25 protein-coding genes are annotated in these 26,116 nt (G+C 63.1%); 19 read left to right on the top strand and 6 right to left on the bottom strand.

Annotated features, from left to right (window positions below):
* Positions 1–305: 305 nt before the first annotated feature.
* The 3 genes from H7C86_RS03535 to cofC are packed head-to-tail and all read right to left on the bottom strand — an operon-like array spanning position 306 to position 4,294.
* Entirely contained in the window at positions 306–1,232 is a 927-nt protein-coding gene (locus tag H7C86_RS03535) for a bifunctional NUDIX hydrolase/histidine phosphatase family protein (RefSeq protein WP_019747939.1), read from the bottom strand.
* Between the two features lie 17 nt (positions 1,233–1,249).
* Positions 1,250–3,493 (bottom strand): RNA degradosome polyphosphate kinase, encoded by a 2,244-nt coding sequence (locus H7C86_RS03530; RefSeq protein WP_003942685.1) that lies wholly within the window; start codon positions 3,491–3,493, stop codon positions 1,250–1,252.
* A gap of 51 nt (positions 3,494–3,544) precedes the next feature.
* Entirely contained in the window at positions 3,545–4,294 is a 750-nt protein-coding gene (gene cofC / locus H7C86_RS03525) for a 2-phospho-L-lactate guanylyltransferase (RefSeq protein ID WP_078377410.1), read from the bottom strand.
* A 126-nt stretch (positions 4,295–4,420) separates the two neighbouring features.
* Here cofC and H7C86_RS03520 point away from each other — a divergent pair, with 126 nt between their 5' ends.
* From H7C86_RS03520 to H7C86_RS03510, 3 genes are all read left to right on the top strand, one after another.
* Entirely contained in the window at positions 4,421–5,419 is a 999-nt protein-coding gene (locus tag H7C86_RS03520; RefSeq protein WP_019747941.1) for an NAD(P)H-dependent glycerol-3-phosphate dehydrogenase, read from the top strand.
* Positions 5,416–6,567 (top strand): cystathionine gamma-lyase, encoded by a 1,152-nt coding sequence (locus H7C86_RS03515; RefSeq protein ID WP_182261103.1) that lies wholly within the window; start codon positions 5,416–5,418, stop codon positions 6,565–6,567. The genes H7C86_RS03520 and H7C86_RS03515 overlap by 4 nt, the downstream gene beginning before the upstream one ends.
* A gap of 72 nt (positions 6,568–6,639) precedes the next feature.
* The gene (locus H7C86_RS03510) at positions 6,640–7,746 is read left to right on the top strand and encodes a D-alanine--D-alanine ligase family protein (RefSeq protein WP_020907268.1); all 1,107 of its coding nucleotides are present in this window, start codon (positions 6,640–6,642) and stop codon (positions 7,744–7,746) included.
* Here the strand turns inward: H7C86_RS03510 and H7C86_RS03505 are convergent, their stop codons facing one another.
* Positions 7,747–8,439, bottom strand: a complete 693-nt coding sequence (locus H7C86_RS03505; RefSeq protein WP_078377411.1) for a DUF3515 domain-containing protein — start codon at positions 8,437–8,439, stop codon at positions 7,747–7,749. It lies immediately after the preceding gene.
* A gap of 89 nt (positions 8,440–8,528) precedes the next feature.
* Here H7C86_RS03505 and H7C86_RS03500 point away from each other — a divergent pair, with 89 nt between their 5' ends.
* From H7C86_RS03500 to H7C86_RS03490, 3 genes are read left to right on the top strand one after another with little or no spacing between them, the layout of a single operon-like run.
* Complete coding sequence (locus tag H7C86_RS03500) at positions 8,529–9,530, top strand: thiamine-phosphate kinase (protein WP_182261167.1); 1,002 nt, start codon at positions 8,529–8,531, stop codon at positions 9,528–9,530.
* A 9-nt stretch (positions 9,531–9,539) separates the two neighbouring features.
* Entirely contained in the window at positions 9,540–10,061 is a 522-nt protein-coding gene (locus tag H7C86_RS03495) for a gamma carbonic anhydrase family protein (RefSeq protein ID WP_182261102.1), read from the top strand.
* Positions 10,061–10,732: a uracil-DNA glycosylase gene (locus H7C86_RS03490; protein WP_020907272.1), complete on the top strand. Its 672-nt coding sequence runs from the start codon at positions 10,061–10,063 to the stop codon at positions 10,730–10,732. Before H7C86_RS03495 ends, H7C86_RS03490 begins: the two co-directional genes overlap by 1 nt.
* A 66-nt stretch (positions 10,733–10,798) precedes the next feature.
* On the opposite strand, the gene H7C86_RS03485 is transcribed toward H7C86_RS03490, so the two are convergent.
* Positions 10,799–11,593, bottom strand: coding sequence for an enoyl-CoA hydratase-related protein (locus H7C86_RS03485; RefSeq protein WP_019747947.1), 795 nt, complete (start codon positions 11,591–11,593; stop codon positions 10,799–10,801).
* Positions 11,594–11,724: 131 nt separating this feature from the next.
* Positions 11,725–11,916 carry a 50S ribosomal protein L28 gene (gene rpmB / locus H7C86_RS03480; RefSeq protein ID WP_003942669.1) on the bottom strand — a complete coding sequence of 64 codons (192 nt, stop codon included), beginning with the start codon at positions 11,914–11,916 and terminating at the stop codon, positions 11,725–11,727.
* Between the two features lie 348 nt (positions 11,917–12,264).
* Here rpmB and H7C86_RS03475 point away from each other — a divergent pair, with 348 nt between their 5' ends.
* From H7C86_RS03475 to H7C86_RS03415, 13 genes are all read left to right on the top strand, one after another.
* A complete protein-coding gene (locus H7C86_RS03475) occupies positions 12,265–13,974 on the top strand; it encodes a DAK2 domain-containing protein (RefSeq protein ID WP_020969321.1) in 1,710 nt (569 codons plus the stop codon).
* Positions 13,975–14,047: 73 nt separating this feature from the next.
* Positions 14,048–16,309 carry an ATP-dependent DNA helicase RecG gene (recG, locus tag H7C86_RS03470; RefSeq protein ID WP_029255116.1) on the top strand — a complete coding sequence of 754 codons (2,262 nt, stop codon included), beginning with the start codon at positions 14,048–14,050 and terminating at the stop codon, positions 16,307–16,309.
* A gap of 120 nt (positions 16,310–16,429) precedes the next feature.
* On the top strand, positions 16,430–19,834 hold the full coding sequence (locus H7C86_RS03465) for a pyruvate carboxylase (RefSeq protein WP_020969323.1): 3,405 nt from the start codon (positions 16,430–16,432) through the stop codon (positions 19,832–19,834).
* Complete coding sequence (gene rsmD / locus H7C86_RS03460) at positions 19,831–20,397, top strand: 16S rRNA (guanine(966)-N(2))-methyltransferase RsmD (RefSeq protein WP_003942746.1); 567 nt, start codon at positions 19,831–19,833, stop codon at positions 20,395–20,397. Before H7C86_RS03465 ends, rsmD begins: the two co-directional genes overlap by 4 nt.
* On the top strand, positions 20,394–20,888 hold the full coding sequence (coaD, locus tag H7C86_RS03455) for a pantetheine-phosphate adenylyltransferase (protein WP_182261101.1): 495 nt from the start codon (positions 20,394–20,396) through the stop codon (positions 20,886–20,888). The genes rsmD and coaD overlap by 4 nt, the downstream gene beginning before the upstream one ends.
* Before the next feature lie 131 nt (positions 20,889–21,019).
* Positions 21,020–21,781, top strand: coding sequence for a DivIVA domain-containing protein (locus tag H7C86_RS03450; protein WP_003942696.1), 762 nt, complete (start codon positions 21,020–21,022; stop codon positions 21,779–21,781).
* 189 nt (positions 21,782–21,970) lie between these two features.
* The gene (locus H7C86_RS03445) at positions 21,971–22,531 is read left to right on the top strand and encodes a DUF177 domain-containing protein (RefSeq protein WP_182261166.1); all 561 of its coding nucleotides are present in this window, start codon (positions 21,971–21,973) and stop codon (positions 22,529–22,531) included.
* Positions 22,532–22,533: 2 nt separating this feature from the next.
* Positions 22,534–22,716, top strand: coding sequence for a 50S ribosomal protein L32 (gene rpmF, locus H7C86_RS03440; protein ID WP_007729318.1), 183 nt, complete (start codon positions 22,534–22,536; stop codon positions 22,714–22,716).
* A 19-nt stretch (positions 22,717–22,735) separates the two neighbouring features.
* Positions 22,736–23,509, top strand: coding sequence for a ribonuclease III (gene rnc, locus H7C86_RS03435; RefSeq protein ID WP_019747952.1), 774 nt, complete (start codon positions 22,736–22,738; stop codon positions 23,507–23,509).
* 8 nt (positions 23,510–23,517) lie between these two features.
* A complete protein-coding gene (gene mutM, locus H7C86_RS03430) occupies positions 23,518–24,387 on the top strand; it encodes a bifunctional DNA-formamidopyrimidine glycosylase/DNA-(apurinic or apyrimidinic site) lyase (RefSeq protein ID WP_019747953.1) in 870 nt (289 codons plus the stop codon).
* A 41-nt stretch (positions 24,388–24,428) separates the two neighbouring features.
* Positions 24,429–24,881, top strand: a complete 453-nt coding sequence (locus H7C86_RS03425; protein WP_020907278.1) for an OsmC family protein — start codon at positions 24,429–24,431, stop codon at positions 24,879–24,881.
* Positions 24,881–25,804 carry an SMP-30/gluconolactonase/LRE family protein gene (locus H7C86_RS03420; protein WP_182261100.1) on the top strand — a complete coding sequence of 308 codons (924 nt, stop codon included), beginning with the start codon at positions 24,881–24,883 and terminating at the stop codon, positions 25,802–25,804. The genes H7C86_RS03425 and H7C86_RS03420 overlap by 1 nt, the downstream gene beginning before the upstream one ends.
* A 5-nt stretch (positions 25,805–25,809) precedes the next feature.
* Positions 25,810–26,094, top strand: a complete 285-nt coding sequence (locus tag H7C86_RS03415) for an acylphosphatase (RefSeq protein WP_020907281.1) — start codon at positions 25,810–25,812, stop codon at positions 26,092–26,094.
* The last annotated feature ends 22 nt before the right edge of the window (positions 26,095–26,116 follow it).

The raw sequence follows: 26,116 nt of genomic DNA, 5'->3' as shown, positions 1-26,116 counted from the left end.
CCAAGGCTCCCGCCAAGAAGGCTCCGGCCAAGACCGCAGCCAAGGCTCCGGCCAAGAAGGCTCCGGCCAAGAAGGCTCCGGCCAAGACCGCAGCCAAGAAGGCTCCGGCCAAGAAGGCTCCGGCCAAGCGCGGAAAGTAGTCGCGTTCGGGTGAAAAACCCGATGCCGTAAGACAAAGAGGTGCAGCCGCGGATCTGATCCGCGGCTGCACCTCTTTTTGCTGTCTGGGAGAAGTGTGAATTCTCCTGTGTTTCAGTGCTTTGCAAAACTACCGAATCGAGCTGGGGCCGGTTGGTCCAAATCCCTCAGGAGTTGGCGACTTTGGGGAGCGGGCTGTCGAGGTGATCGGCGGCGACGAGACGGCCGTCGAGGAACGAGAGCACCCAAGTGCTCGCCTTACGGTTGCGTGCAGAGGGCAGTGTTACACCGGCCGTATCAGCCCACCAGCGCATCAAATCGGGGATGACGCCTCCTTGGCTGCAGATCACTGGAGTGCCCTCCAGTGCGGCGATCTGCAGCGCACGTGCCCGAGCGGCGTCGGGATCGGCCTCGTAACCTTCTTCGGTCAGAAGAGGTTCCGTCGAAATCTCGACACCCAATGCCTCCGCCAACGGCATTACGGTGTCGATGCAGCGCGTACGGTCAGCCGCGAAAACCGAATCGGCTCCGAAGATTTTCAGCTGTTCGACCAAGGCGGCGGATTGCTCTTTGCCCTTGGCGTCGAGTGGACGCAAATTGTCGTCGCCCTTGTACCGCTTACGGCTTCCAGCCTTTGCGTGGCGGACGAGTAATACCGTTTTGGTGTCAGGCCGAATGGAAACGAAGCGGCGAAGAATCATTCGATCCATCGGGTAGGAAAGATGATCGGCGACCTCGGCGACCGGAAGCCAATAGAGAACATCTACTTCGTTATTCGGCCCGAAATCTCCGTCGACTGCTTCGGCCGACCAGTATTCGACTCGTTTGAGTTTGCGATGTCCCGGGATCGGGTACGTCACGCCACCGAGGTGCCTTCCGAAACGTCCGGTGATCGAGGTCTCTTCGCGGACCTCGCGAACTGCTGCGGTCAAGAAGGTCTCGCCTGGATCGAGCTTTCCTTTGGGGAATGACCAGTCGTCGTACTTCGGTCGATGTACGACGGCGATCTCGATGGCGGAAGGATCCTGGGGAGCCTTCCGCCACAGAACCGCGCCTGCGGCAAAGATGTTGGCTTTGACCGGCTTGTCGCTCATGGTGTGATCCGAGCCCGTCAAGACCCGCTGGCGGTGCGGCTGCGCATCAACGACTGTTGATGCTCGCGTACGTCCTCACCGCGTTCGGGGGCAGCGACCCAACTGCCGTCCGGATGCAGTACCCAGCAGCGAGTTCGCGGATCGAGCGCGGAATCGAAGATGTCACCGAGTTGCTTCGACAGTTTCGGATCCTTGACCTGCACCATGACCTCGACGCGGCGATCGAGGTTGCGGTGCATCATGTCTGCGCTGCCGATCCAGAATTCGTCGGCCGAGCGGAAGTGGAACATTCGCGAGTGTTCGAGGAACCGCCCGAGAATGGAACGTACTTCGATGTTTTCGCTGAGGCCCGGAACACCCGGCTTGAGCGCGCAGATTCCGCGGACCACGATCTCGACGGGGATACCGGCCTTGGACGCGCGGTACAACGCGTCGATGACCTGCTCGTCGACCAATGCGTTGGCCTTCAAGCGGATACCGGCATCGCGGCCTGCGAGCTTGTGGGCGATCTCGTTGTCGATCCGCTCGATGATCCCGCGGCGAACCCCGTACGGCGCGACGAGAAGGTTGCGGTAGCTCGTCTTGCGGGAGTATCCGGTCAACGAGTTGAAGAGGTCGGTGAGGTCAGCACCGATCTCCGGTGCTGCCGTGAGCAATCCGACGTCCTCGTACATGCGCGCGGTCTTCGGGTTGTAGTTGCCGGTGCCGATGTGGCAGTAGCGACGAATGGTCGAACCTTCGCGTCTGACGACGAGGCACGTCTTGCAGTGAGTCTTGAGACCGACGAGACCGTAGACGACGTGAACGCCGGCCTGCTCGAGTTTGCGTGCCCACTTGATGTTGGCTTGCTCGTCGAAGCGGGCCTTGATCTCCACGAGGGCAACAACTTGCTTGCCGGCCTCGGCGGCGTCGATCAGTGCGTTGACGATGGGGGAGTCGCCCGAAGTTCGGTACAGGGTCTGCTTGATCGCGAGCACCTGCGGGTCGGCCGCGGCCTGTTCGATGAAGCGTTGAACGCTGGTGGAAAACGAGTCGTAAGGGTGGTGGACGAGCACGTCGCCCTCGCGCAGGGTCGAGAACACACTCTTCGGTGTCTCACGCTCGCCGAACGCCGGATGCGTCGCCGGGACGAACGGCGCGTCCTTGAGTGCTGGGCGGTCGACGGCGTAAACCTGCCAGAGGCAGGACAAGTCGAGGAGCCCGGAAACCTCGATCACGTCGGCCGGATCGACGTCGAGTTCACGCAGAAGCAGTTCGAGCATGTGCTCGGTCATGTCGTCGGCAACTTCGAGGCGAACGGGCGAACCGAAACGACGACGCGCCAATTCACGTTCGAGTGCCTGCAGCAGATCCTCGTCCCGATCCTCTTCGACCTCGAAATCGGCATTGCGTGTGATTCGGAAGGCGTGATGTTCGACGATTTCCATTCCGGGGAACAGCACGTCCAGATGAGCCGAAATCAGTTCTTCCATCGGGAGGAACGAATCGATGGTGGACGAAGACGTCGTGCTCTTGACTCGCACGAACCGGCCGACGTTGTCGGGAACCTTGACGCGAGCGAAGTGTTCGCCGCGGGTGACGGAGTCCTTCACTGTCACGGCGAGGTTGAGGCTCAGTCCGCTGATGTAGGGGAACGGGTGGGCGTGATCGACTGCCAACGGCGTCAGTACCGGGAAGACCTGCTCGTGGAAATGCGCCGATAGCCGGCCGTGATCGTCGGCGCTGAGGTCGGCCCATCGAACAATTGAAATGCCTTCTGCCGCCAGGGCAGGGCGGACCGAGTCGAGAAACACGTGTGCGTGCTTGTCGGCGAGTTCCTGGGTGCGACGCGCAATGAGCGCCAATTGTTCGCGTGGGGAGAGGCCGTCGGCGGACCTGACCGACAGTCCCGTCTCGTCGCGGCGCTTGAGTCCGGCGACCCGGACCATGAAAAATTCGTCGAGATTGGAAGCGAAGATGGCGAGGAACTTTGCGCGTTCGAGCAACGGCAGTGACTCGTCGGCAGCCAATGCGAGAACACGAGCATTGAAATCGAGCCAGCTGAGTTCGCGGTTTAGGTAACGATCCTCGGGAAGTCCGACGAGCAATTCGGGTAGCTCTGCCTTGGTAGCTGCAGGGGGAGCGCCCGGGATGTTGGTGGCGACCGCGACGGCCTGAGATCGCGGCGAGGTGGCCGCGCCGTTCTCGTGTCGGCCGGAGCTGTGGTCTCCGTCCGACTGGTCTTCGGAAATACGGTTTTCGAGTGCTTCGCCATTGCTCACTCGTCGATCATCCCCCACAATCGCGCGGTCCGACAATCGATGAAAGAAAATTCATCGACTGTTCGACGGCGTGGCCTTGAGTCTGGTCAACGAAGCCAATGTCGCGGGGCCTACTCCCAGTGCGCGCACGGTGTCGAGATCGGCGTGGGTATCGACGTCGGTGCGCAGTCCCGGCCATTGGCCGTTGAGTGGACGAGCACCTGAATTAGCATGTCCCCGTGCGGATTCCGGACCGAATCGGGGGTCGAGCGCACTCTCGCCACACGCAAACAATGCGGAAGTGCCGGTGCCGTGGTGATCGACGACGACTGAACGTCCACCGCTTCGGGCGGCGGCCACGGCCTCCGTCAGCTCGCTCGGTTGCATCGCGGGCAAGTCGGCTTGCAGCACAACGAGGTCGACCACTCCGCGTTTGGCTCGGATATCGGCGGCCGCTGCACTCAACGCTGCGTTGAGGGTTTCCTCCGCGCGCGGTGAGGCGCCGTTGGTCAGCGAGATGTCGGGAGCTGGATCGGCGTAGACCGTCACGCCGACGGAATACGCAAGAGCGGCAACGGTCGGGTCTGGGGTGACCACCGTGACGGTGTCGATGGCAGAGACGGCGGCAACGGTCGCGAGGGTGTCGTGAAGCATGGCCAACACGAGGTCTGCACGCGCGTCCGCGTCGAGTTCGCCCGCGAGCCGGGACTTGGCCGATCTCAAGGACTTGACGGCCACTATCGCATGCATGGGGCGTTCGATCTCCGTGCGCGCATGCGGTGTCTCCACGACGTGTGGGTACGGGGGTTCCGCGCTGTCCATCCCTCGATCTTGCCAGTCATCACGCTCGGTGTCCGCGGCTGCCCACCGCAGTGCACCACAGGCGATACTCTGTGCAGACGATTTTTCTGGCGGCGACCCGCTTCGCCGGGTAGACGGGGTGAGCGTGTGAGTAAGGCAGCTGTATTGGGCGCAGGTTCGTGGGGAACAGCGTTGGCCAAGGTGATGGCCGAGGCCGGAACCGACGTGACGATGTGGGCCAGGCGTGAAGAGGTCGCGAAGCGCATCGACACCACGCACGAGAACAGCGACTATCTGCCAGGCATTGCTTTGCCTTCGTCGATTCGCGCGACCCACCACCACGAGGAGGCGATGGCAGGCGCTGACTTCATCGTGCTGGCGGTTCCCTCGCAGTCGCTACGGGGAAACCTGGAGCAGTGGAAAGGCTCGATTGGACCCGATGCGACTCTGCTGAGTCTGGCCAAGGGAATCGAGACCGGGACGCTCATGCGCATGAGCCAGGTCATCGTGTCGGTGACCGGCGTGGAACCGGGGCGCGTCGCGGTGCTCTCGGGCCCGAATCTTGCACACGAGATCGCCAGCGGGCAGCCAGCGGCCACGGTGATCGCCTGCTCGGATTCCTCGCGTGCCCTCGCTCTCCAGGATGCTTGCGCTACCGGCTATTTCAGGCCGTACACCAACTCCGACGTCATCGGTTGCGAGATCGGTGGCGCGTGCAAGAACGTGATCGCGCTGGCCTGCGGCATGGCCGCCGGTAGTGGATTCGGCGACAACACGGTTGCCAGCATCATCACCCGTGGTCTCGCCGAGACGATTCGGCTCGGTGTCGCGCTCGGCGCCAAGGCGTCGACGCTTGCAGGCTTGGCGGGCGTCGGTGACCTGGTCGCGACCTGCACGTCCGAGTTGTCGCGAAACCGGACGTTCGGAGAGCGACTCGGACGGGGCGGGTCGATGGAGTCGGCACAGAAGGCAACCAACGGTCAGGTCGCCGAGGGCGTGAAGTCGTGTACGTCGGTACGCGCACTCGCTGCCGGCTACGACGTGGAGATGCCGTTGACCGACGCGGTCCATCGGGTGTGCCACGAAGGCATGGCCGTCAGCGATGCGATCGGTCAGTTGCTCGGACGCCGGACGAAGCCGGAATGAGTGAAATTAATGTGAGTGATTTCGAGGGTTACGGGGATTCGACGCGCAGTGTGAGCGCCGTTGCGCGCGAACACGCTGCGGGTCAGCCCATGCAGCTGGGTCCGATATTTGCTGCGCCGTACCAACTTTCGGTGGACGAAGGCTCCGAGTCCGATACCTATGCTCGAGCGTCGAACCCGGGTTGGCGCGGACTCGAATCGGCGCTCGCGGCGCTCGAAGGAGCGGACCACGCACTCGTCATGGGGTCGGGGATGTCTGCGATCACCGCGACCTTGCGCAGCGTGCTCGTCGCCGGGGATACCGTCGTCGTGCCCTCGGACGGGTACTACCAGGTGCGGTTGTACGCGAACGAACGTCTGGCGCCGTTGGGAATCACCGTTCGCGAAGTCTCGACCCTGCAGATGGGCGACGCGAGCTTCGCGGATTTGCTCGACGCGTCACCGGGTCGCGTGGTCGTCGTCGCCGAGACGCCGTCCAACCCGGTGCTGGACGTGGTCGACCTTCGCGTGCTCGCCGACGTGTGTCACCGATCGGGCGCGCTGCTGATCGTCGACAACACGACTGCGACACCGCTGGGGCAGCGCCCGCTCGAATTGGGTGCCGACGTCGTGGTGGCCAGCGGTACCAAGGCACTCAGCGGGCACAGTGACCTCCTGATGGGTTACGTCGCTACTTCCGATGCGGCGGTGAGTCAGCGGATCGAGCGTGAGCGACTTCTTTCGGGAACGGTGCTCGGCCCCTTCGAGACGTGGCTTGCGCACCGGAGTCTCGGCACGGCAGGCCTGCGATTCGGGCGTCAGTGCGACAACGCGCTGGCCCTGGCCGAGATGTTGGCTGGACACAAAGCGGTCCGGTCCGTTCGTTATCCCGGCCTTCGCGGTGACCCGTCCTACACAACGGCATCCGGTCAGATGAAACGATTCGGCGGATTGGTGAGCGCCGAGTTGGATTCGGCTCAAGCATTCCACTCGTTCGTCGAAGCGAGCAATCTCGTCACGGCCGCCACCAGCTTCGGTGGGATCCACACGACGGCGGATCGTCGTGCGCGCTGGGGCGATCCGGTCAGTGCGGGTTTTGTCCGAATCGCTTGTGGCATCGAGGACACCGCCGATCTCCTGGCCGACATCGAGCGCGCGCTCGACGCGTGAGCGGACCACGTCGATGATTTCCGGCCCGGCCCGATCGCGTGCCGAAGTCGATTCGGCGGTACGGTTTGACGCGTGAACAGCAGCCGTACCCGCGTGGCCGTGATCTTCGGTGGCCGGAGCAATGAGCATTCAGTGTCCTGTGTTTCCGCCGGAAGCGTCCTGAGCAACCTCGACCCGGATCGGTACGACGTCGTACCGATCGGCATCACAGTCGACGGTTCCTGGGTCCTCGGGTCGAGCGACCCCAGCTCCCTCGCGATCAGCGGGCGCGCGTTGCCGTCGGTCGACAAAGACGGAACGTCGGTGGTCCTCAGCGCGGACCCCACCCGCGAGGGCGAGGTCATCTCCTTCGACGGCTCCGACGCCGGTGCTGTGCTCGCGTCGGTCGACGTCGTTTTCCCCGTTCTGCATGGGGCTTACGGCGAAGACGGCACCATTCAAGGATTGCTCGAACTTGCCGGGGTTCCGTATGTCGGACCCGGAGTCCTGGCCAGCGCCGCCGGCATGGACAAAGAGTTCACGAAGAAGCTTCTTGCCGCTGAAGGACTTCCCGTCGGAGTGCAGGTCGTGCTTCGGCCGGGAATCGCAACGCTGACCGAAGAGCAGAAGGCGGAGTTGGGCCTTCCCGTGTTCGTGAAGCCCGCTCGTGGAGGCTCGTCTATCGGCATCACCCGGGTGAGCAATTGGGACGGTCTGGACGGGGCGATCGCTCATGCGCGCCTGCACGATCCCAAGGTGATCGTCGAAGGCGCGATCATCGGCCGTGAGGTGGAATGCGGCGTCCTCGAATTCCCGAACGGTGACGTCAAGGCCAGCGTGGTCGCCGAGATCCGGATGCCGGATGCCGACACCGATTCGGACGCGTTCTACGACTTCGACACCAAGTACCTCGACGACGTCTGCGAATTCGACATCCCCGCAAAACTCGACGAGTCGGTGAGCGACCAGATCAGGGAGCTTGCAGTCCGCGCGTTCAAGGCACTCGATTGCCAGGGACTCTCGCGGGTCGATTTCTTCGTCACGGCTGACGGCCCGGTGATCAACGAGATCAACACGATGCCCGGGTTCACTTCCATCTCGATGTATCCGAAGATGTGGAACGCCACCGGAATCGATTACCGCACTTTGATTTCGACACTGGTCGACACCGCCATCGCTCGCGGTACCGGACTTCGCTGATCAGGGAACCGCGACCGGCGCCGGGTCGAGGGGCTTCTGTTCGAGAGTCGCCGTGATGGTGTCGGAGATCTCCTGAATCGGCGTCGGGCCGGTCCCGTCGGGGATCGTGATACCGATGTACTCACCGCGGTCTACGGCAAACCAAGTGCTCGCAGCCAGACCGACGTCGGTTCCCGAGACCTGGAACCATTGGACACCGTTCACAACCTGTAGTGCTGCAGCCTGGTCGAACTCGGTCGGACGGTCGAGCCCGCAGCGCAACACGATCGGCTCACCTTCGCTGCGCTGCCAAGCTGCCGCTCCAGCCGGAGCAGGGTCAACCAACTCGGCTTTCGTGAAGTCGTCGATCTTGTCGGGGAGCGCACCGAGGAGGGAAACGCAGGCCTCCGACTCCGCCGCCGGTGCCGGTACGGGTCCCAGCGCTACCGGCGAGAGTTCAGGGTTGTTTCCCGCGACGACGGCCGCGATCACCACTCCGACGATCAGGGCTACCGGGAGCGCGATGGCGGTGGCGATCAGCGCCGGACTGCGGCGCTCGGACGGATCGTCGTCGCTATCGGGGTCGATGTCGGCGTTGTCTGCGGTGGAGGTGTTTTCTGCCATGCTCAGTTCTTCGCTCGGGTCCTGGTCCAGTCGATCAGCGGTCTCGTCACTTCGCAGGGCACGTCGGTGAATCGGTAGGATTGCCGACACACGCGTGAGCTTGCAGAAGCATTCACGACCACAGCTAGAAGGTACCGCAGGCCGCTTACGAGCGAATTGCGTCGGCATTGGAGACACTCATCGCATCATCGGAGTTCGGGTCAGAGCACACTGTTGAACAGGTGGGGGAGTTCGACGTGATCGCGCGATCTCTGGTCGGCCGAATCCAACCGGTCACCACCGAACTGGGGCCGGGTGACGATGCCGCGATCGTGACGTCCGGAGACGGCCGTGTGGTTGTCTCGTCCGACATGCTGGTCGAAGGTCGGCATTTCCGAATGGATTGGTCTTCGCCACGCGACATCGGCCGAAAGGCAGTGGCACAGAACGCTGCGGATGTCGTATCGATGGGAGCGCGGCCGACGGCATTCACCGTGTCTCTGGGATGCCCGCCTTCGACTCCGGTCGACGTGATCGACGCAATCTCCGCGGGAATCTGGGACGCGGCAACTGATCTGGGGACCGGTGTGGTCGGCGGTGACCTGGTCCAGTCACCGGTGATCGTGGTGTCGGTGACCGTGCTCGGCGATCTCGGTGGCCGTCCGGCAGTTCTGCGTTCGGGAGCAAAGATCGGTGACAAGATCGCGGTCGCCGGGTTGTTCGGTTGCTCGGCAGCCGGGTTGGCTCTACTGCTCGACGAAGCCGTATTGCTCGACGAGACCGAAAGCTTTCCAGACTTGCTTGCCTCTCATCGTGTTCCGAATCCGCCGTATCAATCGGCATGGGACGCCGCAGAATCAGCACATTCCATGACGGACGTATCCGACGGATTGATCGCGGACCTACGACATCTCGCAGAGGCCTCGCACGTGCGGTTCGACATCATCTCGGCCGCGGTTCCCACCTCACCCGATGTCGCATCGGCGGCCGAGGCGCTCGACGTCGATCCGCTGGACTGGATCCTCTCCGGTGGTGAAGATCACGGATTTGCAGCAACTTTCGGGCCTGAGGTCGAGATTCCGTCGGGTTGGACTGTGATCGGTGAGGTTGCGGCCGGTTCCGGCGTGAGCGTCGACGGTTCGCCTCGTGAGAGCGGTGGGGGATGGCACAGCTTTTCGACCACCGTCACCACCGCGGTATAGGTTGCTTTCATGGCTGTATATGCACTTGGAGACAGAGTTCCGGACATTCATCCGGACGCATACGTTCACCCGGACGCAGTGGTGATCGGTGCCGTGACTCTCGCGGCAGGCACCTCGATCTGGCCGCAGGCGGTATTGCGTGGTGACTACGGAACCATTTCGGTGGGAATCGGATCCAACATCCAGGACGGAACTGTCATCCATTGCACCGCCATCGATGCGACTGTCATCGGTTCCGGTTGCGTGGTGGGCCACAACGCGCATATCGAGGGGTCGACCATCGAGGACCACTGCCTGATCGCATCGGGATCCGTGGTTCTCAACGGAACGGTGATCGGGACGGGGTCGATCGTCGCCGCGGGTGCGGTGGTGGCCAACAAGATGCAAGTTCCCCCGCGCAGCATGGCACTCGGTGTGCCCGCCAAGGTCCGTGCGGGATACGAAGTTCCGCTCGGCCACCTCGACGGAAACGTCAAGATGTACGCAGCCAATGCGGCGTACTACCGCGACGCGTTGCTCAGGCTCGACTGATGGCGCCGCTTGCAGAGATCGTCGATCCAGGGTGGGCGCGGGCACTCGAACCGGTCTCGGAGCAGATCTCCGCGATGGGTAAGTTCTTGCGCGAAGAGATCGCTGCGGGACGGGAGTATCTGCCTGCGGGAGAGAACGTCTTGCGTGCATTCACGAACCCGTTCGACGACGTTCGGGTGCTCATCGTCGGTCAAGATCCCTATCCGACGCCCGGTCATGCTGTCGGGTTGAGCTTTTCGGTTGCCCCGGACGTGCGGCCGGTTCCACGAAGTCTCGGTAATATCTACAAGGAGTATCACCAGGATCTCGGGTTGCCGATACCGCCGAACGGCGATCTGACGCCGTGGTCGAAACAAGGTGTGCTGCTTCTCAATCGCGTACTCACCGTGCAGCCGGGTCAAGCCGCTTCTCATCGTAAGAAGGGCTGGGAGCCGGTGACCGAGCAGGCTATCCGCGCTTTGGTGGCGCGGTCGTCACCGATGGTGGCGATCTTGTGGGGTCGTGACGCGGCCACTCTCGCGCCGATGCTGGGCGACACACCGATCATCGAATCAGCGCACCCGTCACCGCTTTCGGCTTCGCGCGGCTTCTTCGGTTCGCGCCCGTTCAGTCGTGCGAACGAACTCTTGACCGGACTCGGGGCCGACCCGGTCGACTGGAATCTGGGCTGATCGAACTGCGCCTGCACTCACCTGGCATGCCGAACGTCGTGACACGACATTCGGCATGCCAGCTGACTAGGCCTGCTTTGCGGAAGTGAAATCGGGGCGACGCTTGTCGACGAATGCGTCGACACCCTCGCGCCCGATCGGGCTGTTCGCCGCGAGGGCGATGGACGCAGCCTCGGCGTCGAGTTGCTCGGCGAGCGAGTTCGTCCGCGACGAACGCAGCAGTGCTTTGATTCCCGAGTACGACGTACTCGGTCCGTTGGCCAAAGCGCGGGCGAGGCGAGCTGCCTCTTCCTGGACCTCGTCGTCGCCGACGAGTCGGGTGAGGATCCCCAGCCGGACGGCTTCGTCGCCACCGATCACCGAATCGTTGAGAAGAATCTCGCGAGCGCGTGCCACGCCGACGATGCGTGGGAGTGTCCACGACATTCCGCCGTCCGGGGTGAAACCGATGGAGGGGTACGCGGGGCGGAGCTTGGTGCCGGTGCCGCCGATTGCGACGTCGGCGAGGCAGACCAGGCTCATTCCGGCGCCGGCAGCCCATCCGTGGACCCCGGCCACCACTGGAGCGGTCGCGGCGTCGAGCGCGCGAACGAACACGTGGAAGACACGGGCAACCTCGGCGACGTACTCGCCGCGGTCAGGGGCTGCGGCGAACGCACGGACGTTGCCGCCGGCACAGAAGTTTGCGCCTTCGCCGACCAGAAGGATGCTCCCGATGTCGTTTCCGACTGTCTCGAGCGCCTGCGCGCCCTGAACCAGTCCTTCGTCGTCGAGGGAGGTGCCGTTGGCGGCGGTGGAAATGGTGATGCGGAGTACGCCCTCGTCGAGGGTCACTTTGCTCAGGTCATCGATGGAAGTCACTCAACGCACATTACGGGTGTCGGACAGCCATACGAAACACGGGGACACATAGATACAGCCACATAGAAACAGCTCTGCCCCCGTCACCGAAGTGACGGGGGCAGAGCCTGCAATAGTTTGTGCTCGGGCAATCAGCCCCGAGCGACCTTGCCTGCCTTCAGGCAGGAGGTGCACACGTTGACCTTACGGGTGTTACCCGGGGCAACCTCGGTACGAACAGACTGAATGTTCGGGTTCCAGCGACGATTGGTACGCCGGTGCGAGTGCGAGACCGACTTACCGAAGCCGGGCCCCTTGGCGCATACGTCGCAGACGGCAGCCATAGTCGCGAACTCCTTGTTAGAAATGAATATTGAAGTGGTTACCCTACACGGTAGGGCAGCCAGAATTACAATCCGAATATACTCGACTTCGAACCGATCCTTGACCGCTCACTGTGCAGCCGAACGTGAAAACAGTCAATCAGCAACAAACAAAGTGCAGCATTATTTCGTGTAGCCCGTTCGAGGCAACCGTGTAAGAGTAACCGCTTCCGGCCCGAATGGCCAAACCGCCCGGTAATGACGGTTGCGCAGAAGCGTCGGACTACCCTCGACTGCACCGATCACCGATCTCTTTTTCATCGTCAGTCTTTCCATCGTCTGTCTGTCCATCGTGGAGGGGAACCGTCAGTGGGGGAAGTGCAACGCGTCGCCGAAGAAGCGGAATCCGTCGCGGACGGACATCTGCTGCGGCGCTGGGCCCGTCGGGCGGTCGACAGCCTCCAGAAACGTCGCGGTGAGATCAACAGCCTCAACGTCTTTCCCATCCCTGATTCGGATACCGGCACCAACCTGTTGTTCACGATGCGGGCCGCGCTCGATTCCGCCGAGACGATCGAGGACGACGTCCGCAGTGCCGGCCGCGTCGCCAACGCGCTGGCTCGGGGCGCGGTGTCCGGTGCACGGGGTAATTCCGGAGTGATCCTCTCCCAGGTGATCCGGGGTATCGCGGAGAGCGTTCAAGGCGAGCACATCGACGGCCGTAGCTTTGCGAACTCACTGACCACGGCGACGGGGCTGGCTTCTCGGGCTGTCTCCGATCTGGTGGAAGGCACCATCGTCACGGTTCTGCGCGCGTCGGGTGAGGCAGCGCAGGAGTGCGTCGACACCAAGACGCCGAGCGGCGAGGATCTTGCTTCCGTGGTTGCCGCCGCTGCCGATGCGGCTGCGATCGCGCTGAACAAGACCCCGGAGCAACTGGACGTTCTGGCGTCGGCCGGGGTGGTCGATGCCGGGGGATTCGGTCTGGTTCTGATCCTCGACGCTTTTGTCGAGGTGGTGACCGGGAAGTCGCAGGTTCGCGAGGATCTGGGGACGCCGGACCCGAGGTCGAGCGCAGTTGTCGACGTCAGCGCATTCGATCACGATTGGGCTCACAAGAGCCCGATCGAATGTGGTGATCACTCGGAACAGGATTTCGAGGTCATGTACCTCGTCGACGACTCGGACGACGATCGCATGACGGCGCTGCGCACGCGGCTGTCCGTCCTCGGAGATTCGACGGTCATCGTCAGCGACGGCTTCGGTGGCTGGTCGGTGCACGTGCATTGCTGCGATGCCGGTGCAGCCGTCGAAGCCGGCCTCGAAGCCGGGAAGGTCCACGGTATTCGCATCAGCAGTTTTCTCGTCGACGAACGCGACCAGTTGGTGGCACGGGCGGAGAGGCGATTCCCGGGTGCCGGTGCCCGCGGCGTTCTGGCCGTCGTCGCCGGTGAGAGTGCGGCGGCGTTGTTCGAGAGTGAGGGTGCGACGGTTCTTCGGTGCGACGACGCGCCGGTGACACGTGCGCAACTGCTCGGCCGCATTCGTCAGATGGAGCGAAGTGAAGTTCTGGTGCTGCCGAACGGAGCCTTGACGGCTCAGGAACTGGTCGCAGTCAGTGCCGCTGCACGCGATCCGCTTCACCAGGTTCTGCTGCTGTCGACATCGTCGATGGTTCAGGGCTTGGCCGCACTTGCCGTTCACGACGCTCAACGCAACGTCGCCGACGACGGCTTCACGATGTCCGAGGCGGCGGCTGCGACGCGCTGGGGATCATTGCGAATTGCGGTCGAGCGTTCGCTGACGTACGTCGGGACGTGTGATCCGGGTGACGCGATCGGTCTGATGGGGCACGAGGTGGTGCTCATCGGTCCCGACGTCGCGGAGTCGAGTGCGCGACTGGTCGACCTCGCGCTCGGATCCGGTGGCGAACTCGTGACCCTACTCATGGGCGCCGACGCGCCGGACGCCCTGGCCGGGCAGCTCGAGGCGCACGTCATCGCGCACCATCCGGGCGTCGACGTGCTCGTCTATCAGGGTGATCAGCCGGGTGACCTGTTCCAGTTGGGTGTGGAGTGATCGAACCGGGTCTGTCGGTGACTACTGATATACGAACACATGTGCTTACCGCGACACTGTGCTGGAGGAACTGATGGCGACGCTCGCCGACCCACTCGATCGGCTGCTGGGAAAGAAGACCGCGGACGCGCTCGACGAGGCATTCGAGATTCGGACGGTCGAGGACCTGCTGCGTCACTACCCACACCGGTACGCGTCGGCAGGCAAGGAACTTGCCGAGAAGGAGCCGCCCGAAGGTGAGCACATCACCATCATCGCGCGGGTGGCGTCGGCGGCGGTCGTGAAGATGAAGAACCGTCCGGGGCAGATGTTGCGAGTATCGCTCGCGACTGATTCGCAGACCGTCGACGTCACGTTCTTCAATCCGCAGAAGGTGCGGCACGTCATCAAGCCCGGCGTGCGTGCGATGTTCTCCGGGACGGTGAAGTACTTCCGCGGCAAGTGGTCTCTCACCCACCCGAGCTACCTGATCCTCCCGGAACCTCGTGTCGGCGAGGAGGATTCGGTAGTTCCGCTTGCATCCATCAAGGGGGCCGGTGACCTTGCCGGTCTGGCTCGCGCAAACCAGGATCCCGGCGCCGAACTCGATCTGTCCGTCTTCGACCGCGCATTGATCCCGCTGTACCCGGCGACCCGCGAGGTCGAGAGCTGGACCATCATGCGGTGCGTGCGGCAAGTGCTCGATCAACTCGATCCGATCGAGGAGCCGTTGCCCGCCGAGACTCGGGCCGAGCACGGATTCATCGGTTTGGACGAGGCACTGCGCACCGTTCACCTCCCGGATACCAAGGAGGACATCGAACGATCTCAGGATCGTCTGCGTTTCGACGAGGCGCTGTCTCTGCAGTTGGTCCTCGCGATGCGTCGTCACGACAATTCCGAGCGTGTAGCGCCGGCCTGCGCTCCGGTTGCCGGCGGGATCGCGGACCAGTTCGAGGAGATGCTCCCGTTCACTCTGACGGAGGGACAGCAAGCAGTCGCGGAGGAGATCTCCAGCGATCTCGCTCGCCCACACCCGATGAGCCGGCTTCTTCAGGGCGAGGTCGGGTCAGGCAAGACCATCGTGGCTCTGCGCGCGATGTTGCAGGTCGTCGACGCCGGTTATCAGTGCGCGTTGCTCGCACCGACCGAGGTCCTGGCAAATCAGCACGCGCGATCACTGCGCAAGATGATGGGCCCGCTGGCCGCAGGCGGTGAACTCGGTTCGGCCGAACATTCCACCCGTATCGCCCTTCTGACCGGCTCGCTGCCGGTCGCTGCGAAGCGCGCAGCGCTGCTCGAAGCCGTGACCGGCGACGCCGGGATCGTCATCGGTACCCATGCGCTCATCCAGGACAACGTGGAGTTCTTCAACCTCGGCATGGTTGTCGTCGACGAGCAGCACCGCTTCGGCGTCGAGCAACGTGATCAGTTGCGATCACGAGCGCGTGAAGGTCTGAGTCCGCATCTGCTGGTGATGACGGCAACGCCGATTCCGCGAACCATCGCCATGACGGTGCTCGGCGACCTCGAGGTCTCGACCCTGCGGGAACTACCGCGTGGGCGAACCCCGATCAAGAGCAGCGTCGTGCCCGCGAAGCAGAAGCCGCAGTGGGTGGATCGCGCATGGGAACGAATCCGTGAGGACGTTGCCGCTGGTCGTCAGGCGTATGTCGTGTGCTCACGCATCGGCGACGGTGAGCAGGGTGCCGGTGAGGACCAGTTCACCGAGGAGAAGCAGCCCGAGACCAAGTCGGCGGTCGACGTCTTCGAAGAGCTGTCGAGTGGCCCGCTGGCCGATCTGCGAGTCGGGTTGCTGCACGGTCGACTGCCTTCCGACGAAAAAGACGTCGTGATGAGCGCATTCAACGTCGGTGACATCGACGTCCTCGTCTGTACGACTGTCGTCGAAGTCGGTGTGGACGTTCCGAATGCGACGGTGATGGTGATCGTCGACGCCGAGCGGTTCGGCGTCAGTCAGCTCCATCAGCTGCGCGGACGAGTCGGTCGAGGCAAGCACCAGGGGCTGTGCATCCTCGTCACCGGAAGCAATCCCGGCGGACCGGCGTACGAGCGGCTCTCGGCGGTGGCAGCGACCAACGACGGGTTCGAACTGGCGCAACTCGACCTCGCGACCAGACGTGAAGGAGACATTCTCGGTGCGGCGCAGTCTGGCACAACCTCGAATCTGAGACTGCTTTCCCTCATGGCCCACGGAGACATCCTCGAGTCCGCCAGGGAGTTCGCTCAGGGAATCGTCGACTCCGATCCGTCGCTCGAGGATCATCCCGCCCTCGCTTCCATGGTGACCGCTGCCCTGGACTCCGACCGGATCGAGTACCTCGAGAAGTCGTGACGGGTATGACGACAAGCTGAAATCGAATAGCACGAGGACCACCGGGTTGGTTTCTCGATTCAGTCCGAAATATGAGACTCCGCATGTAGACGCAAGATGAAATCGGGGTAGTTTTCTCGAATGTTCTCCAAAGTGCTCGTCGCGAACCGCGGCGAAATTGCGATCCGTGCCTTCCGCGCCGCCTACGAACTAGGTGCCGGAACCGTCGCGGTGTTCCCGTACGAGGATCGGAACTCGATCCACCGTCTCAAGGCAGACGAGAGCTACCAGATCGGGGAGAAGGGTCACCCCGTTCGGGCGTATCTCTCAGTCGAGGAAATCGTCGCCGCCGCCAAGAGTGCCGGAGCCGACGCCATCTACCCCGGTTACGGCTTCCTTTCCGAGAACCCGGATCTGTCGGCGGCGTGCGCCGAGGCAGGCATCAAGTTCGTCGGCCCGTCCGCCGAGATCCTCGAGTTGACCGGAAACAAGGCTCGGGCCATCGCAGCGGCAAAGGCCGCCGGTCTCCCCGTGCTCGCGTCCTCGGAGCCGTCAGCGGACATCGACGAGTTGCTCGCGGCCGCCGAGGACATGACCTTCCCGATCTTCGTCAAGGCCGTTGCCGGCGGCGGTGGACGCGGAATGCGCCGCGTTGCGGAGCGCTCACAGCTCAAGGAATCGATCGAAGCCGCAGCGCGCGAAGCGGAATCGGCCTTCGGCGATTCGACGGTCTTCCTCGAGCAGGCCGTCATCGACCCCCGGCACATCGAAGTGCAGATCCTCGCCGACGAGCAGGGCAATGTCATCCACCTCTTCGAGCGTGACTGCTCGCTGCAGCGTCGCCACCAGAAGGTGATCGAGCTTGCTCCGGCGCCCAATCTCTCGGAAGAGTTGCGCGCCAAGATCTGTGCCGACGCCGTCGCCTTCGCGAAGGAGATCGGGTACACGTGCGCGGGCACCGTCGAGTTCCTCCTCGACAAGCGCGGCAATCACGTCTTCATCGAGATGAACCCGCGAATTCAGGTGGAGCACACCGTCACCGAAGAAGTGACGGACGTGGACCTGGTCCAGTCGCAGCTCAAGATCGCGTCCGGTTCGACGCTTGAAGAACTTGGTCTGTCACAGGACACGATCAAGCTTCGCGGCGCGGCGCTGCAGTGCCGCATCACCACGGAGGATCCGGCCAACGGATTCCGCCCGGACACGGGCCGCATCACTGCGTACCGCACCCCGGGCGGAGCCGGTATCCGCCTGGACGGCGGCGCCACGCTCGGAGCCGAGGTCGGCGCGTACTTCGACTCGATGCTGGTCAAGCTCACCTGCCGTGGTCGTGACCTCGAAGCCGCTGTCGCGAGGGCTCGCCGCGCGGTCACCGAGTTCCGCATTCGTGGCGTCTCGACCAACATTCCGTTCCTGCAGGCGGTTCTCGACGACCCGGACTTCCGGGCCGGACGTGTGACGACCTCCTTCATCGAGGAACGTCCTCAGCTGCTGACTCTGCGTTCTTCGGCAGACCGCGGCACGAAGATCCTGACCTACCTCGCGGATGTGACTGTCAACAAGCCTCACGGTGAGCGGCCCTCGGCGGTGTACCCGCAGGACAAGCTGCCCAAGATCGATCTTTCGACGCCTCCTCCTGCCGGTAGCCGTCAGCGCCTGCTCGAACTCGGACCCGAAGGTTTTGCGAAGGCACTGCGTGAGCAGAAGGCCGTCGGCGTCACCGACACCACCTTCCGTGACGCGCACCAGTCGTTGTTGGCCACGCGAGTTCGGACCAGCGGACTGCTCGGAGTAGCCGGGCACGTTGCGCGGTTGACGCCGGAACTGCTCTCGATCGAAGCCTGGGGCGGCGCGACCTATGATGTGGGACTTCGCTTCCTGCACGAGGATCCGTGGTACCGGCTCGCCGCACTCCGCGAGGCGATCCCGAACATCTGCCTTCAGATGCTTCTTCGCGGCCGAAACACGGTGGGCTACACGCCGTATCCCGAAAAGGTCACGCGCGCATTCGTTCAGGAAGCCACCGACACCGGTATCGACATCTTCCGAATCTTCGACGCGCTCAACAACGTCGACCAGATGCGGCCCGCCATCGACGCGGTGCGTGAGACCGGAACGGCCCTCGCGGAGGTGGCGCTGAGCTACACCGGTGATCTGTCGGATCCGAACGAAACTCTGTACACGCTCGACTACTACCTGAAGTTGGCCGAAGAGATCGTCGATGCCGGCGCTCACGTGCTCGCGATCAAGGACATGGCAGGCCTGCTGCGCGCTCCGGCAGCTACCAAGCTGGTGACGGCGCTACGCAGCAACTTCGATCTGCCGGTTCACGTTCACACGCACGACACTCCCGGTGGACAGCTGGCCACGTACTTCGCAGCGTGGCAGGCGGGCGCCGACGCAGTCGACGGTGCTTCCGCGGCACTGGCCGGAACCACCAGCCAGCCTGCGCTCTCGGCCATCGTCGCCGCTGCCGCGCACTCCGAGTTCGACACCGGACTGAACCTGCAGAACGTGTGCGACCTCGAGCCGTACTGGGAGGCGCTGCGAAAGGTGTACGCGCCGTTCGAATCCGGACTGCCGGCGCCGACGGGTCGCGTGTACACACACGAGATTCCGGGCGGTCAACTCTCCAACCTCCGGACCCAGGCCGTTGCTCTCGGTCTCGGCGACCGGTTCGAAGAGGTCGAAGCCAAGTACGCCGACGCAGACCGCATGCTCGGGCATCTTGTGAAGGTGACGCCGTCGTCGAAGGTCGTCGGCGACCTCGCGCTCCATCTTGTCGGTGCCGGCGTGCCTTCGGAGGAGTTCGCCGCAGATCCGGCGAAGTTCGACATTCCCGACTCCGTGGTGGGCTTCCTGCGCGGTGAACTCGGTACGCCTCCCGGTGGTTGGCCGGAACCGTTCCGCAGCAAGGCACTCGAAGGACGTGGCCAGGCCAAGCCGGAAGCGACGTTGTCCGCTGAGGACGAGGTGCTGCTGGAGGGCTCGTCGAAGGACCGTCAGGCGACGCTGAACCGTCTGCTGTTCCCCGGCCCGACAAAGGAATTCCTCGAACACCGCGAGAAGTACGGTGACACGTCGCGGCTTTCGGCAAACCAGTTCTTCTACGGTTTGCGGCGCGGCGACGAGCACCGGGTCGAGTTGGCTCCCGGCGTGGAACTGATCATCGGTCTCGAGGCGATCTCCGAGCCCGACGAGCGCGGCTACCGCACTGTCATGTGCATCCTGAACGGCCAGCTGCGCCCGGTCTCGATCCGCGATCGCTCCATTGCCAGTGACGTACCGGTGGCGGAGAAGGCCGACAAGAACAACCCGGGCCACGTGGCTGCACCGTTCGCGGGCGTCGTGACGCTCGCGGTCAAGGAAGGCCAGAAGATCGAGGCCGGCGACACCGTGGCCACGATCGAAGCGATGAAGATGGAAGCGGCGATCACCTCGCCGCGCGCCGGCGTCGTCTCTCGGATCGCGATCAGCGCCGTCCAACAGGTCGAGGGCGGAGACCTGCTGGTAGTCGTCTCGACGGGGGAGAGCGCCGCAGAGTGACACGCATCATCTCGGGACTCGCGGGCGGTCGACGCCTGCGAGTCCCGCCGAGCGGCACCCGTCCGACGTCGGATCGGGTTCGTGAGGCGTTGTTCAGTGCTCTCGAAGCGCGCATCGATCTCGAAGGGTGCGCGGTTCTCGACCTCTTTGCGGGTTCGGGTGCTCTCGGCCTCGAGGCGCTCTCGCGGGGAGCCGAGCACGTTGTTCTCGTGGAATCCGATGCCAAGGCTGCTGCCGTCATCAAGGCGAACATCGGCACTGTCGCGTTGCCGGGGGCGACGGTTCGCGCCGCTCCGGTTGCGGCCGTGGTCTCGGGTCCGAGCGCGCGTGAATACGACATCGTGATCGCGGACCCGCCGTATGCGGTAACCGACGAGGCCGTCGTGTCCATGCTCGCTGATCTGCAGGCCAACAAATGGGTGGGGGAGGGCACGATCGTCGTACTCGAACGTTCGTCGCGCTCGCCGGAGACTGTGTGGCCTCAGGGCTACGAGCCGATCAAGGCCAAGAACTACGGTGAAGCCCGCATCGAGCTGGCCACCTGCTACGGTCTGGACTCATGACTGGCGCCGTCTGCCCCGGATCCTTCGACCCTGTGACCAACGGTCACCTCGACGTAATCGGAAGAGTTGCTGCGCAATTCGACGAGGTCGTGGTCACCGTGCTGATCAACAAGAGCAAGCGTGGCATGTTCACGATCGACGAGCGGATCGAGATGCTCGAAGACGCGACGAGCCACCTGCCCAACGTTCGCGTCACGTCGTGGCACGGATTGTTGGTCGACTACGCGAAACAAGAAGGACTCAGCGCGATCGTCAAGGGTCTGCGCGGCGCGAACGACTTTGATTACGAGCTGCAGATGGCCCAGATGAATCAGAAGCTCACGGGCGTCGACACGCTCTTCGTTGCCACGAACCCGACCTACAGCTACCTGTCGAGTTCTCTGGTGAAGGAAGTTGCGACCTTCGGCGGCGACGTCTCCGACATGCTCCCGGCCAAGGTGCATTCTCGGCTACTCGCGCGTATCGCCGAACGAGCATCCGAAAACAGCTGATCCCCGACACACCGACCACGACGACACCCCGTTGGCCGTTCTTCCGGCAAACTTGGACAGGAACGGGCACAGGTCCGAGTGGACCGGTGACGATGTGGGCCGATTTCGGCCGGTAGAGATTGGGGTTGCTTGTGTACCGCGTATTCGAGGCACTGGACGAACTGGTCGCAATTGTCGAAGAGGCGCGCGGTGTTCCCATGACCGCAGGGTGTGTTGTGCCTCGCGGTGACGTACTCGAGCTACTCGACGACGTCCGGGACGCAATTCCGAGCGAGCTGGACGACGCTCAGGACGTCCTCGATCATCGCGACAAATTGGTCGGTGACGCGCGAGCAAACGCCGAGAAGACGGTCAGCAGCGCCAATGCCGAGGCAACCTCGACTGTCGAGAACGCACGCGACGACGCCGACCGGATTCTGTCCGATGCCAAGGCTCAGGCCGATCGCATGGTTGCCGAAGCACGCGCGCACGCCGATCAGTTGGTCGAGGACGCCGAAGCAGAAGCGGAACGGACCGTCACCGACGGCCGTCGTGAGTACGAGGCCGTCACCGGACGGGCGCGTGCCGAGGCCGATCGGATGATCGAGTCCGGCCAGGCCTCGTACGAACATTCAGTGGCGGAGGGAACGGCGGAGCAGGCTCGTCTGGTGTCGCAGACCGAGGTTGTCCAGTCAGCGCACGCGGAATCCGCGCGAGTGATCGACGCCGCTCATGCCGAGTCCGACAGGATGCGTTCGGAGTGTGACCTGTACGTGGACACCAAGTTGGCCGAGTTCGAAGAGTTCCTCACCGGAACGGTTCGATCGGTCGGGCGTGGTCGTCAACAGCTTCGAACAGGTTCGGGAGTCCCCGACTACCAGGACGACGATCGTCGTTCGGAGCGTCGTCGCTAGAGCGAACGAGACAGTCGAGGGTGGGTCGTCCGATATGGGGCGGCCCACTTTTTCGTGGACGGAATTGGGATTTGCGTTGTAGCTGCCGTATTGTGGAGTGGTTGCCCATACCAGTTTCAACAGTTAGGTGAGTTCTCTTTGTCAACGCATCGTCGTAGTTCGTCGCATCAGTCAAGTGATGCGGGATTTTTGCTGGACACGGTCAAGCTCGGTCGTCGTCCAGGGTCGATGCGTACCGTCGAGAGAACAATTCAGTCCCCGAACCGTATCGGTCTCGATCTAATCGCGATCGAAGCGGGCGCGGACATAGATCTCGATCTTCGTCTCGAAGCAGTGTCCGAAGGCGTTCTCGTCACCGGAAACGTGCACGCACCCACCAAGGGTGAATGCTCGCGGTGCCTTGAACCTTTCACCGGCACCGTGGACATCTATCTCACGGAGTTGTTCGCTTACCCGGACAGCACCACCGAGGAGACGACGGAAGAGGGAGAGGTCTACGCGGTCGAAGACGACGAAATCGACCTCGAACCGGTCATCGTCGATGCAGTCGGTCTGGCGCTTCCGCTCCAGCCTCTGTGCAGTGATGATTGCCTGGGATTGTGCTCAGAATGTGGCATTCGCCTGGCGATTGCGGAATCTGGGCATGGGCATGACATACTTGATCCTCGCTGGGCTGGTCTCGCGGCCAAATTTGGCGTGGAATCAAACACCAGCGAAAATCTTGTGATCACCGAAGCCGAGGAGAAGTAGAAGTGGCTGTCCCCAAGCGCAAAATGTCGCGATCCAACACGCGGTCGCGTCGTAGCCAGTGGAAGACCACTGTGCCCACCCTCGTTACCTGCCCCAACCGTGGCTGTGGCGAGCAGACCCTTCCCCACATCGCATGCCCGTCATGCGGTACTTACAAGGGCCGCCAGGTAACCGCTGCTGTCTAGTTCTCCCCGGAGAAAGACTATGACGAGCGAAAATACAGTTTCAGCCGCCGGCGGCGAGGGCAATCACGACAAGCTCCTCGCCGCTGTCGGCGTAGATATAGAGCCCGGTCTTCTGACCCTGGCTCTCACGCACCGCTCGTACGCGTACGAGAACGGCGGTCTGCCCACGAACGAGCGCCTCGAATTTCTCGGGGATTCCGTTCTCGGCGTCACGGTGACCGAAAATCTTTATCTGTCCCACCCGGACAAATCCGAAGGTGATCTGGCGAAGATTCGTGCCAGCGTGGTCAACATGCATGCACTCGCCGAGGTTGCCAGGACTCTGGGTGAAGGTGGACTCGGAGCTCACCTGCTGCTGGGTAAGGGCGAGGAAATGACGGGCGGCCGTGACAAGCCGTCCATCCTCGCCGACGGTATGGAGTCGATTCTCGGCGCCATACACCTGCAGCACGGCATCGATACTGCGAGACGTGTTGTTCTCGATCTGTTCGACGATCTACTCACTCGCGCACCGCTTCTCGGCGCGGGTCTGGATTGGAAGACGAGTCTGCAGGAACTGACCGCAGAACACGGTGCCGGAGTTCCCGTCTACGAGATCACCGCTACCGGACCCGATCACGACAAGGAATTCACGGCCACAGTTCTCATCAGTGGCAAGCCCTTGGGCGTCGGTGTCGGTCGTTCCAAGAAGGAAGCCGAGCAGAAGGCAGCAAGTTCGGCATGGAAGACGATGTCGGAGAATGCCGCTGCTAGCGCAGTCGCTGCTGACAACCCGTCTGATCTCGCCGGCTGAGTTCACTCTTGCCTGAGCTTCCCGAAGTCGAAGTCGTTCGCCGCGGCCTACAGTCTCATGCTGTAGGTGCGGCGATCGAGGCCGTCGAGGTCCTCCATCCCCGCGCGATCAGGCGCCACATTCTCGGTTCCGAGGACTTGATCGGCCAACTCACCGGGCAGACCATCGCTTCGGCAGAGCGTCGCGGCAAGTATCTGTGGCTGGTTCTCGAGCCTGCCGGTGTCGGACTGGTGGTTCATCTCGGGATGAGCGGACAGATGTTGGTCCAACCCCCGACAGTCGACTGGGAAAAGCACCTACGCATTCGGTTGGCCCTCGATTCCGGGGCTGATCTTCGATTCGTCGACCAGCGGACCTTCGGTGGCTGGTCGATTTCACCCCTCGTCGAGGTCGACGGAACGATGCTGCCCGAGTCGGTGGCGCACATCGCTCGCGATCCCATGGATGCTGCGTTCGATCTCGAATCCGTCGTGAAAGTCCTGCGGGGCAAGCACACCGAGATCAAGCGGGCGATTCTCGACCAGACAGTGGTCTCCGGAATCGGAAACATCTACGCCGACGAATCATTGTGGCGTGCAAAGATTCACGGCAACCGAATCGCCGAATCGCTCACCAGGCCCAAACTTCGAGAACTGTTGACCGCGGCGCACTCGGTGATGGGCGAGGCGCTCGATCAGGGCGGTACGTCCTTCGACGCGCTGTACGTGAACGTCAACGGGGAATCGGGCTACTTCGACCGGTCGCTGTCGGCGTACGGGCAGGAGAATCTTCCGTGCCCGCGATGCGGCGCGCCGATCAAGCGTGAGAAGTTCATGAATCGATCGTCGTTCAGTTGCCCGCGGTGTCAGCCGACCCCGAGGGCACGGCGAATCGCCTAGGTCTCCGCCCCTTCGATTCGGCGGAGTGGCAAGATTGCGTCATGGCTGAACAGACTCCAGACAACACTGCAACCGCCCCAGCTCACACGGAGCTTTGGGTGGAACGCACAGGAACCCGCCTCTACACCGGCAAGAGTTCGCGTGGCGCAGAGGTTCTCATCGGCTCCGAATCGGTGCCAGGAGTCTTCACGCCCGGCGAACTCCTCAAAATTGCACTGGCTGCATGCACCGGGATGAGCTCAGACTTCCCGATCTCTCGCCGCCTCGGTGACAACTACGACGCGACGGTTCGAGTGTCCGGTGCCGCCGATCGTGAAAACGAGGTCTACCCGCAGCTCGACGAGGTTCTCGAACTCGACCTCAGTGAGTTGGATGCCGAAGCGCAGCAGCGCCTCATCACTCTCGTCGAGCGTTCCGTCGACAAGGTGTGCACGGTCGGGCGCACTCTCAAGGCCGGAACCAAGGTCACGCTGTCGTTCGACACGGAAGCCTGATGTCCCGCGCCGGCAGTGCTGTCGCTGCGATCGCACTGGGTTCCGTTGTGGCGGTGAGTGCTCCGGCACAGGCATCGGTCCCGGCCGACGGCTCGGACGGTGGTTGCGGCAAATGGACGTCGAGCGTCGTGACGACTGGTGCCGGAATGCTCGAGAATCTCGAATTCGACGGCAGCGGATCGATGGCGTTGTCGCAGTCGGCTCTGATCGGGCCGGGTGCACTGCTGAAAGTGGCGCCGGACGGAACACGGACAACTTTGGTCGGTGACGTCACCGGTCCTGGCGGGCTGGTCGCGCGTGACGGTTCCGTGTACTTCACCACGGGCAACTCGACTGTCTCGGGTCTGTTCGGAATCGCCGACGGCAGCCTTCGTAAGGTCGACGTCGCAGACGGATCGGTGACTACGATTGCCGACGGTCTGGTGATGCCGAACGGGCTTGTGCCACTGGACGGTAACCGTTTCCTCACAGCTCGCACCCTGACCCGGCCGGGGCTCACGGTCATCGACAGTGACGGAACCAGTTCGATCGTTCGTGAGGATCTCGGCACCGTCGACGGCCTCGCACGCTCCGGTTCGACGATCTACGTAACGACCACTTTCGACATGGTGACCGCCGTCCACGTCCTCGACGCACACGATCTGGGCGGGCCGGTGCGAACGATCACGCTCCCCGGGTTCGGTCCGGCAAACATGGCGGACGATCTGACCGTCGGACCGGACGGCGCGTTGTACGTCGCATTCAATGCCGGCGGCAAAGTTGTTCGCGTCGATCCGGATTCGGGATCTTCGTGTGAGATCGCCTCGGGTCTGCCGTTCACATCGGCGGTGAAGTTCGGTGGCGGCCCGGGCTGGGACCCCAACTCGCTCTACACCACCGGTTTCCTCGGCGACGTCCACCGTCTCGAACGTGTGGCGGGCTGAACGTCATGACTGAGACACCGCCTGTGCGGTTGACGGCGTGGGTTCACGGATATGTTCAGGGCGTCGGGTTCCGGTGGTGGACCAGGGCCCGCGCCCTCGAACTCGGGTTGATCGGATATGCGTCGAATCAGCGTGACGGTCGAGTGCTCGTCGTGGCGGAAGGCGAACGCACGCAGCTCGAGAAATTGTTGGAGTTGCTTCGCTCGGGAACAACACCGGGCACGGTGGACCTCGTGGTCGACAGCTGGGACCCCGCCAGGGGCGACCTGACAGGGTTCGTCGAACGCTGACCGGTTTGGCGGTAAAGTTTCC

Origin of the sequence: Rhodococcus sp. UFZ-B548, from assembly GCF_903819475.1 — a bacterium.
GTDB classification, from domain to species: Bacteria; Actinomycetota; Actinomycetes; order Mycobacteriales; family Mycobacteriaceae; genus Rhodococcus_F; species Rhodococcus_F erythropolis.
This window is presented reverse-complemented; position numbering and strand designations above follow the sequence as displayed.